Origin of the sequence: Staphylococcus pseudintermedius, assembly GCF_001792775.2 — a bacterium.
GTDB classification, from domain to species: domain Bacteria; phylum Bacillota; class Bacilli; order Staphylococcales; family Staphylococcaceae; genus Staphylococcus; species Staphylococcus pseudintermedius.
Genome location: NZ_MLGE02000014.1, coordinates 56,292 through 65,248, shown reverse-complemented (window position 1 = coordinate 65,248; position 8,957 = coordinate 56,292). Strand labels below are relative to the sequence as shown.

Genomic DNA, 8,957 nt, shown 5'->3' with positions numbered 1-8,957 from the left:
AAGGCTATAAAATAGCCGTAGATTGTGATTTGAAACAGTGCTTTGACATGTTAAATCATGATAAGCTCATGTATTTGTTCGAACGCCATGTTCAAGATAAGTCAATTTCCACATTTATCCGTAGAAGTTTACAAGTCGGTGCCATTGACCTATCTGGCGAAGTCGCAGAAAGAAAGATAGGTGCACCACAAGGGGGCGTTATCTCTCCCTTACTATGTAATATCTATCTACATGAACTGGATAAAGAACTCGAAAAGCGTGGACACCGATTTGTACGATATGCCGATGACTTTGTCATCTTCGTACGCACAAAACGTGCAGGCGAACGTGTAATGTCGAGTGTAACGAAATTCATTGAAAAGCAACTGAAGTTGGTGGTCAATGAAGAGAAAAGTAAAGTAGGAGCAGTCACACGTTTAAAGTTCTTGAGTTGTCTAATAACCAAGGTAAATGGGGTTTGTCGTTTCAGACCGACTATGGAAGCAAAAAGAAATTTAATACGCACCTTAAGGAAAATAACGAAACGAAATAGACCTGGTACCTTTAAAGAGATTATCACTGAAATTAACCAAGTGACGCGAGGTTGGATAAATTACTTTGGTAGAGGTTTTATCAGAGTATTTCTTGAAACCACACAATCTTGGTTAAACCGCCGACTTAGACAACTCATTCTTAAACGGTGGAAAAGAGTTAGAACGAAGTATAAGATGTTGCGTCAATATGGTCTTGACCATAGAAGTGCAATGAAAATCGCACAGTCTCGCAAGAAATACTGGCGGTTATCGAACACGCACGAGGTTCATCGTGCACTTACAACAAAACAACTCTACAAGTGGGGATTAATACCATTAGCCCAGCTTGCAGAGTTGGCTTACGCAAGATATTGAACCGCCGAGTACGGAACCGTACGCTCGGTGGTGTGAGAGGACGAGTAGTCAATTAATGGCTATTCTCCTACTCGATTGTTATCGCAACACAGCATGACTAGATGGGGTCTGATGCGTACAAAACGTTATCACAAAATCCCCTTCAATCAAGGCGGAAACTGTAGCTATCAACGGCGTATTTTAAAACCCATTTTAAAACTCGGATTAGGCATTCGCACATATTTATATTATAATGTTGACAAAGTAAGTAAGAAATAAAAAGATTGAGAGGTTTTAGAAATGAAATCTGTGTTAATCCAGTCTGCTATACAGAAAGAATGGCTCGCAAAGCTTGAAGCGCATCGTGAAGAATTGACAAAATATGCGCAAAGTAATGATCGAGCGCATCGTTTTCCTCACGAGAATATTCAATGGTTAGTTGATGAGGGGTATACGCAATTGACATTACCTGAATCGTACGGCGGACGAGGAGCCACTTTAGAAGATATGGTCGTCCTCCAGTCAGTACTTGGGTCGATTGATGGACCTACTGCACTTTCAATTGGTTGGCACATTGCACTTGTAGGGGAAGTGTTTGAACGTCGCATTTGGGATAAAGCGATTTTAGATGATTTTGCTGAAGCAGTGAAAAACGGCGCACTGGCAAATAGAGCGGTAAGTGAAGCGGAAACAGGCAGTCCTACAAGAGGTGGACGCCCCCAAACGTATGCGCGCTTTGAAAATAACCATTTTATTTTAAATGGTGTTAAAACATTTACGTCGATGAGTCCTGTCTTAACACATATCATTGTGGCAGCCTACATCCCTGAAAAAGAACAAGTAGGCTTTTTTATGGTCAAGAAAGATACGCCAGGTTTAGAAATTGCCAATAATTGGAATATGGTCGGCATGCGTGCGACAGAAAGTCATGATGTGATACTGAATGATGTGCCAGTTCAACCAGACCAGCTCATCGAAATCAGAGGAGAAGGGCCACCGTATCAAAATGGTTGGTTATTACACATTCCCGCAACTTATTTAGGTATTGCCCAAGCTGCTCGAGATTATGCAGTTGATTTTGCATTAGAATATAGTCCGAATAGCATTGAAGGGACGATTGCAGACTTACCGGTTGTGCAACAAAATATCGGTCAAATGGAAACAAAACTCATTACAGCGAGGCATTTACTATGGAGTACTGCACGTGCTTACCAAAAAATGACACCACAAGATGTTGTTGCTGCAGAAACCGCTGCAAGTAAAGTCGTAGTGATGAATGAAGGATTGGACGTGATTGATTTGGCGATGCGTATCGTCGGTGCAAAAAGTTTAGAAATGGAGCGCCCATTGCAACGATATTTTCGAGACATGCGCGCAGGCCTGCATAACCCACCCATGCAGGACATGGCGTTTACAAAAGTCGCACAACAAGCAATAACTGAACGTCGAAGTGATGTATAGGACGGTCGCATCTTTGAAAAGACGATTGTTTTTTTGTGAAAGAGTCGTTATGATAGTTTTAGAGATAAAAGTTCGACACCAAGCATGAACGCAAATTTATTATGAATAAAGGAGTATAGGATAATGCGATATCTTTTACTGGGCATAGGGGGTATCTTTACATTATTAGGTTTTGCAGGCGCCGTTTTACCATTATTGCCTACAACGCCTTTTTTACTTGTCGCTGTACTCTGTTTTGCGAAGAGTTCCGATCGTTTTCATGATTGGCTTATACAAACAAAGGTGTATCAAGCTTACGTTGAAGATTTTCGTAAACATCGTGGCTATACGATGAAAAAGAAAATACAATTATTAATTAGTTTATACATTGTAGTGGGATTCTCGATTTGGATGGTGGATGTGACAATGATTCGCCTAGGATTATTGGTTATGGTTGTAATACAAACGGTGGTCTTATTTACATGGGTAAAGACTTTACCAAAAAGTTATGATATGCGATAACATATGTACGTTAAACTGAATACGAGATGAAGAAGTAGAAATTGCACGCTATAGTGACGTGTCGTTTCTGCTTTTTTTTATCGAGTTGCTAGGTCAAGGGGTCATTTTTTGATATTGGGTTTGCCACGGTTGAAAATATAATAAACTCAAAAACAAACATTTGTGAAATACCTATTTTATTATTTAAAAAGTTTTGTTTAGAAAAAGATTGATTCCAAAGTCATTACACTATATAATAATGATAATCATTATCAATTGGAGGAAGATGAATGAAAAGATTATTATTACCGTTATTGGTATGTATGTTAATTTTGGCGGCATGTGGCCAGAACGATAATCAAAGTAGTGAAAAGGAAACAAAAGCTTTCAATCTCAAAACAGCTAAAGGTGAGGAAAAAATCGATATTCCGAAAGACCCAAAACGAATTGTTGTCATGGCACCGACGTATGCGGGTGGTTTAAAATATCTTGATGCAAATATTGTCGGTGTGTCCGATCAAGTTGACCAAAGTCCAGTGCTTGCGAAACAATTTAAAGATGTGGATAAAGTAGGGGCAGAAGATGTAGAAAAGGTAGCGTCATTAAAGCCTGACCTCATCATTACATACAACACAGACAAAAACACAGATAAATTGAAAAAAATTGCACCAACGATTGCTTTTGACTATGCGAAATACAATTATCTTGAACAACAAGAAGCAATGGGTGACATTGTCGGTAAGTCAGATGAAGTGAAAAAATGGAAAGCAGATTGGGAAAAACAAACCGCACAAGATAGTAAAGACATTAAAGCGCATCTTGGTGATGACATATCAGTAACGATTTTTGAAGACTTTGATAAGAAAATTTATGCTTATGGTAAAAACTGGGGACGCGGTAGTGAAGTACTTTACCAAGCGTTCGGTTTACAAATGCCTAAAGCGTTAGACGATGCAACAAAAAAAGAAGGTTGGACAGAAGTGCCGAAAGAAGAAGTGGGCAAATATGCTGGAGATGTGATTATTACAGCGAAAGCGAAAGATGCCGCACAACCTGAATTCCAAAAAACAGCAATGTGGCAAAATTTAGAAGCGGTACAAAACAAATATGCGTTTAATGTAGATTCAAGTGTGTATTGGTATAACGATCCATATACATTAGATGTCATTCGTAAGGATTTAAAGAAACAACTTTTAGCGTTACCAACGAATTAAGATGAGTCGTAACCTGAGATTACTAAACCATTCTGCGCTTTCCCAGGGCCTCGCTTCAACTAACCAACGCTTTGATTAAATGATACAGAGATGAAAGCGTTGGTGGATTTTCCGCTTCGGCTCTATCCCTCGGGAGTCTTGAATGGTTTTTGCAATCTCAAAGTGGTACGACTCATTATCGAGTGGTATCGCTTTTTCATAGGCGAGAAGAGAAACCTTTAATATAGACCTCGCGTTCCTAGGCGCTGAAACTTCAACTCAATTCGGCTTGGTTGAAATGTAATAGGGAGTAAGCCGAATTGGATTTTCCGTTTCAGCTAATGCCTCAGGAATCTCGGACGGGTCGGCAAAATAAGAAAGCGGTGCTACTCTCAATTGAGTGGTACCGCTTTTTGGTAGTAATAAGTGGAGAAAAAAGGAGCGTTCCCACGTCCTCGCTTCAACTAACTAACGCTTTGATTAAATGATACAGCGTTGAAAGTGATGGTGGGTTTTGATGCTTTCAAATAGAATGCTATGCATGAGGAGGGGAGATTAAGTTTTCCTTTCTTTTATCTCTTATGGTCTAACCACCAATGAAAAAGGTATCTCACTCTATTGAGTACACAACTCAAAAGAAATGGAATACCTTTTTGTGAGATGAATTATTTTGTTTTACGCACGTATGTGATGGCACCGTGTTTATCAAAAATTGTAAGTCCAGAAATATCTTTTTTCGGTGTTGGGATAATGAGACTTGCGATATATGCAACGATAAACGCTGTCATAAAGGCAATAATTGAGATGTAGAATGGTGAGCCTGCACCACCAATGCCTTGTCCTTGTAAGAAATAACTGACGATGACTGCGACAAAAATACCGATAATGACACCGACACCATGTGTACGCTTCGTGAAAATACCGACCGCAAAGATGCCTGCAATTGGTACCCCGAATAGCCCTGTAATTAATAAGAAAAGATCCCATACGTCATTAGAGTCTGCTGCGATTAAATATAATGAGATAAGCATACCAATGAGTCCTGTAACAACAGTCGTTACACGCGCCATACGCACTTCAGTTGCATCGCTTTTAATTCCAAAGAAGCGTTGTTTAATATCTACTGAGAAACAGGCTGCAATAGAGTTTAAGCTTGATGAAATCGTTGACTGTGCTGCCGCGAAAATTGCTGCAATCATCAATCCCGCAATGAATGGTGGCATTTCAGTTAAGATAAAGTAAGGGACGATTGATGATGTATTAAAATCTTTCGGTAGTGCTGTATGAGTGGCATAAAAAACATACAGTACCGTTCCCATGCCGTAAAAGAGTGGTGCTGAAATGAGAGCCAACACCCCATTTGTCCAAATCGAATGTGACGTTTCTTTTAAAGATTCAGACGCTTGATAACGTTGAACAACATCTTGACTTGCTGTATATTGTTGCAAGTTATTAAAAATACTACCGAGGAAAATGATTGGGATGGCTGCAGCGGCGGCGTTCATTTTCCAGTTGTCTGCGCTGATGAGTTTATGGTTACTCACTGCTTCGTTCAAAACCGTACCAAATCCACCGTCGATATGCACAATTCCGGTAATAATAATGACAAGTGCGCCTCCTAATAAAATCACACCTTGAATAAAGTCACTCCATACGACCCCTTCAAAACCTCCAAGAAACGTATAAATAATACATAAAACTCCGACAAGGCTAGCGACTAAATAAGGATTAATATCGGAAACAGCTGTAATTGCGAGTGTCGGTAAATAAATCACAATGGCTACACGTCCTAAATGAAATAATATAAATAGGACAGAACCTATCACACGTACTGCAGGGTTGAAGCGTGCTTCTAAATATTCATAAGCTGAAGTGATTTTAAGTTTTTTAAAGAATGGAATATAAAAATGAATGAGTAACGGAATAATAGCAACAATTGCGATGTTACCAGCTATGTAAGACCAATCCGTTAAATAAGACTTTTCTGGTGTTGACATAAATGTAATCGCACTTAAAGTTGTCGCATAAATAGAAAATCCAACGACCCATGACGGTAGACGGCCACTGGCTTTAAAAAAACTATCGGTATCTTTCCCTGCACGTTTCGTAAAATACGCCCCAACACCTAACATAATTAGTAAGTATAGAATTAAAGCAATCCAGTTCCAAAAACCAAAGCCAATTGTTCCCATAAAAACAAACCCCTTTCAATGTTCAATATAATGATTTTTTAGAAACCGCTTACAATATATAGCAAAGTATAAGAGTGAAGCATAACTCTGTGTCTATTTATCGTTAGTACTTCACTCTTTTTAATTCAAAGTCTCATTATCTTAAAGTTGATATTGGTTGATCAATGTTTTCAATGCGTCGCGATGTGCTTCGTTAAACGGATGGAATGGTGCTTTTGGTACACCTGTATCAATCCCTTTTTCAGCTAAAATGGCTTTCAATGTTGGATATAAGCCCATGCTCAGTACCGTTTCGATAATATCATTCGTGTCATGTTGAATGCGATAAGCCTCTTCAACCGAGCCATTTTGAGCATGTTCAAAAATTTGACGAATGCGACGACCATTGACATTGAACGTCGAGCCGATTGCGCCATCAACGCCTGAAATCGCAGCTTGTACGAGCATTTCATCAAAACCAGAGAAAATTAACTTATCTGGGAATGCTTGACGTAAGCGTTCGAGTAAATAAAAATCAGGTGCTGTATATTTGACGCCGATTACTTTATCGTTTTGGAAAAGCTCCTCAAATTGTTGGATTGAAATATTTACACCAGTTAATCCAGGAATAGAGTACACAATCATATTGTTTTGAGTCGCTTCAATAATAGCGAAATAATAGTCACGAATTTCTTCAAACGTGAATGGATAGTAAAACGGTGTAACTGCTGATAATGAATCATAACCGAGTTCTGTCGCATATTGACCCAATTCAATCGCTTCGTTTAAATCTAATGAACCGACTTGTGCAATTAAGCGAATATCGTCTTTTGCTTCATCTTTCGTAATGCGGAAAACTTCTTTCTTTTGTTCGGTATTCATTAAAAAGTTTTCGCCTGAGCTCCCGTTAACATATAAACCATCTAACTGTTGTTCGTCAATCGCGTTACGGATAATCGCTCTTAAACCTTGTTCTTTCACTTGTCCGTTTTCATCAAATGGGACGAGTAAAGCTGCATATAAACCTTTTAAATTTTCATGCATGGTACACCCTCCAATAAATCATCTGTTTGTAATATTGGTCTGACCAATTTATAATCTAATTGTAAGCGTTATCAATGAAGAGGTCAATATTTTTACAACGTGTGTCATCAATTATGTTAAACTGAACTAAACTGTACACAAGGAGTTAGTAAGGAGCATGGCAGAAATGTTAAGTCGTTCTGGTAAAAGTTTAAAGCAAACAGTCGTACAAAAGATTAAGGATTATATTATAGCAGAGTCATTACAGGTAGGGGATAAATTACCAACTGAACGCAAATTAGCTGAGTCGTATCAAGTGAGTCGCTCTGTAGTGCGAGAGGCTTTAAGTTATCTCGAAAACACTGGTGTGACTGAAAGTGTACAAGGGCGAGGCACATTAGTGAAAGCACAAGATATTACGCCACTGATTGAAGGGTTTTTATTTAGTTTTCAAGTCTCTCATGGTAATTTAAAAGATTTAATGATGTTACGGCTGACTTTCGAATTGGCAGCGATTGATATTATTGAACGTAAACAGGCACCATTAACTTCAATAGCGGAGTCACTTGTGGATGATGTGCAAGCGTTTAATGTATCTGCTGATCAAAAATTTCATGAAAGTATACTCACTGCAGTGGACTCATCATTATTTCAACAAATGAGTGCCGTGGTGCAAGCGTATTTTTATCAAACCCCTATCGAAACATCACACGAAGAAAATGTGCGGAGTATGACAGAACATCGCAATATTTATGAAGCATTGAAGGATGGAAATTTTTCGTTGGCTAAGGCATTGTTAACGCAACATCTCATGAGAGGGGCAGAGTTTTATGAAAAAAATAGCTTTTGACATTGGAGGGACTTATATTAAGTCAGCCATTATTGATGAAAATCGACAATTACAAGATTATGATAAAGTGCGTACACCCGTTAATGAAAATGACGCCATTATTAATTATGTTGAGGCAAGGTTACAACGTTACATTCAAGAACATCAACTACAAGCGGTCGCAGTAGGTATTTCAACAGCGGGGGCCGTAGATAGAAAGGCGCGTACGATTGCTTACGCCAACCCCAATATTTTGAATTATACAGGCACAAACTTTGTAGATAAACTAAGTGCCTATGTTCAAGAGCTCGTCGTCTATAACGATGTCGATGCAGCATTGTTAGGGGAGTTGGATGAAAGAGAAGTGGATTATGAGAGTGCGTTTTGTTTAACTTTAGGTACAGGCATTGGCGGCAGTTATTATCAACGCAATGTCGGATTATTAACGGGCATACGTCATCGTCCAAATCAAATTGGTTATTTATTATACGATCCAGAAACGAAGACACAATATGAACAGCGGGCCTCAACTGAAGCGTTAAAACAATTGTTAATGAGAGAAAACTATCCGCATCAAAATATTCAGCAACTGTTTGAAGAAGCGGAGAATGGAGACACCACAGCACGACATTATATTCAGCAATGGGCGCGTGAAGTGGCACGAGGTATTGCGGAAATTCAAATTGTTTATGATCCGGAATTTATTATTATTGGTGGCGGAGTTTCTGCACAAGGTGACGTGTTATTACGTTATATCTTGCCGGAGTTGAAACGATATTTACCTGAAGATTACGGTCATGCCAAAGTTGAAGTCGCACAATTACAAAATCATGCCGCATTGCTCGGTGCAGTTGCTGAATTGTAAACAAGTATAGAAATCTTATTTACATTAATGCTATAATCTGGAATGAAATGTTTTTTATCATTTTTAGGA

At 38.8% G+C, this 8,957-nt stretch carries 8 protein-coding genes; 6 read left to right on the top strand and 2 right to left on the bottom strand.

Annotated features, from left to right (window positions below):
* The 4 genes from BJK46_RS09890 to BJK46_RS09875 all read left to right on the top strand — a co-directional run.
* On the top strand, positions 1–887 hold an 887-nt coding region (locus BJK46_RS09890), incomplete at its 5' end, for a reverse transcriptase domain-containing protein (protein ID WP_112424791.1).
* Positions 888–1,166: 279 nt separating this feature from the next.
* On the top strand, positions 1,167–2,327 hold the full coding sequence (locus tag BJK46_RS09885; protein WP_015729536.1) for an acyl-CoA dehydrogenase family protein: 1,161 nt from the start codon (positions 1,167–1,169) through the stop codon (positions 2,325–2,327).
* 123 nt (positions 2,328–2,450) lie between these two features.
* Positions 2,451–2,828, top strand: coding sequence for a YbaN family protein (locus BJK46_RS09880; protein ID WP_014613172.1), 378 nt, complete (start codon positions 2,451–2,453; stop codon positions 2,826–2,828).
* Positions 2,829–3,097: 269 nt separating this feature from the next.
* Positions 3,098–4,021: an ABC transporter substrate-binding protein gene (locus BJK46_RS09875; protein ID WP_063282658.1), complete on the top strand. Its 924-nt coding sequence runs from the start codon at positions 3,098–3,100 to the stop codon at positions 4,019–4,021.
* Positions 4,022–4,665: 644 nt separating this feature from the next.
* Here the strand turns inward: BJK46_RS09875 and BJK46_RS09870 are convergent.
* Positions 4,666–6,192: a sodium:solute symporter family protein gene (locus tag BJK46_RS09870; RefSeq protein ID WP_014613174.1), complete on the bottom strand. Its 1,527-nt coding sequence runs from the start codon at positions 6,190–6,192 to the stop codon at positions 4,666–4,668.
* Positions 6,193–6,333: 141 nt separating this feature from the next.
* Positions 6,334–7,215 (bottom strand): N-acetylneuraminate lyase, encoded by an 882-nt coding sequence (locus BJK46_RS09865; protein WP_014613175.1) that lies wholly within the window; start codon positions 7,213–7,215, stop codon positions 6,334–6,336.
* Between the two features lie 157 nt (positions 7,216–7,372).
* Between BJK46_RS09865 and BJK46_RS09860 the strand changes: the two genes are divergently transcribed.
* Positions 7,373–8,044 (top strand): FadR/GntR family transcriptional regulator, encoded by a 672-nt coding sequence (locus tag BJK46_RS09860; RefSeq protein ID WP_014613176.1) that lies wholly within the window; start codon positions 7,373–7,375, stop codon positions 8,042–8,044.
* Positions 8,025–8,888: an ROK family protein gene (locus BJK46_RS09855; RefSeq protein ID WP_103263570.1), complete on the top strand. Its 864-nt coding sequence runs from the start codon at positions 8,025–8,027 to the stop codon at positions 8,886–8,888. Before BJK46_RS09860 ends, BJK46_RS09855 begins: the two co-directional genes overlap by 20 nt.
* Positions 8,889–8,957 lie beyond the last annotated feature (69 nt).

Bases quoted from the DNA above. Each gene is read 5' to 3' on its own strand.
- BJK46_RS09880 (WP_014613172.1), top strand. From the start codon at position 2,451: ATGCGATATCTTTTACTGGGCATAGGGGGTATCTTTACATTATTAGGT.
- BJK46_RS09870 (WP_014613174.1), bottom strand. From the start codon at position 6,192: ATGGGAACAATTGGCTTTGGTTTTTGGAACTGGATTGCTTTAATTCTA.
- BJK46_RS09885 (WP_015729536.1), top strand. From the start codon at position 1,167: ATGAAATCTGTGTTAATCCAGTCTGCTATACAGAAAGAATGGCTCGCA.
- BJK46_RS09875 (WP_063282658.1), top strand. From the start codon at position 3,098: ATGAAAAGATTATTATTACCGTTATTGGTATGTATGTTAATTTTGGCG.
- BJK46_RS09855 (WP_103263570.1), top strand. From the start codon at position 8,025: ATGAAAAAAATAGCTTTTGACATTGGAGGGACTTATATTAAGTCAGCC.
- BJK46_RS09865 (WP_014613175.1), bottom strand. From the start codon at position 7,215: ATGCATGAAAATTTAAAAGGTTTATATGCAGCTTTACTCGTCCCATTT.
- BJK46_RS09860 (WP_014613176.1), top strand. From the start codon at position 7,373: ATGGCAGAAATGTTAAGTCGTTCTGGTAAAAGTTTAAAGCAAACAGTC.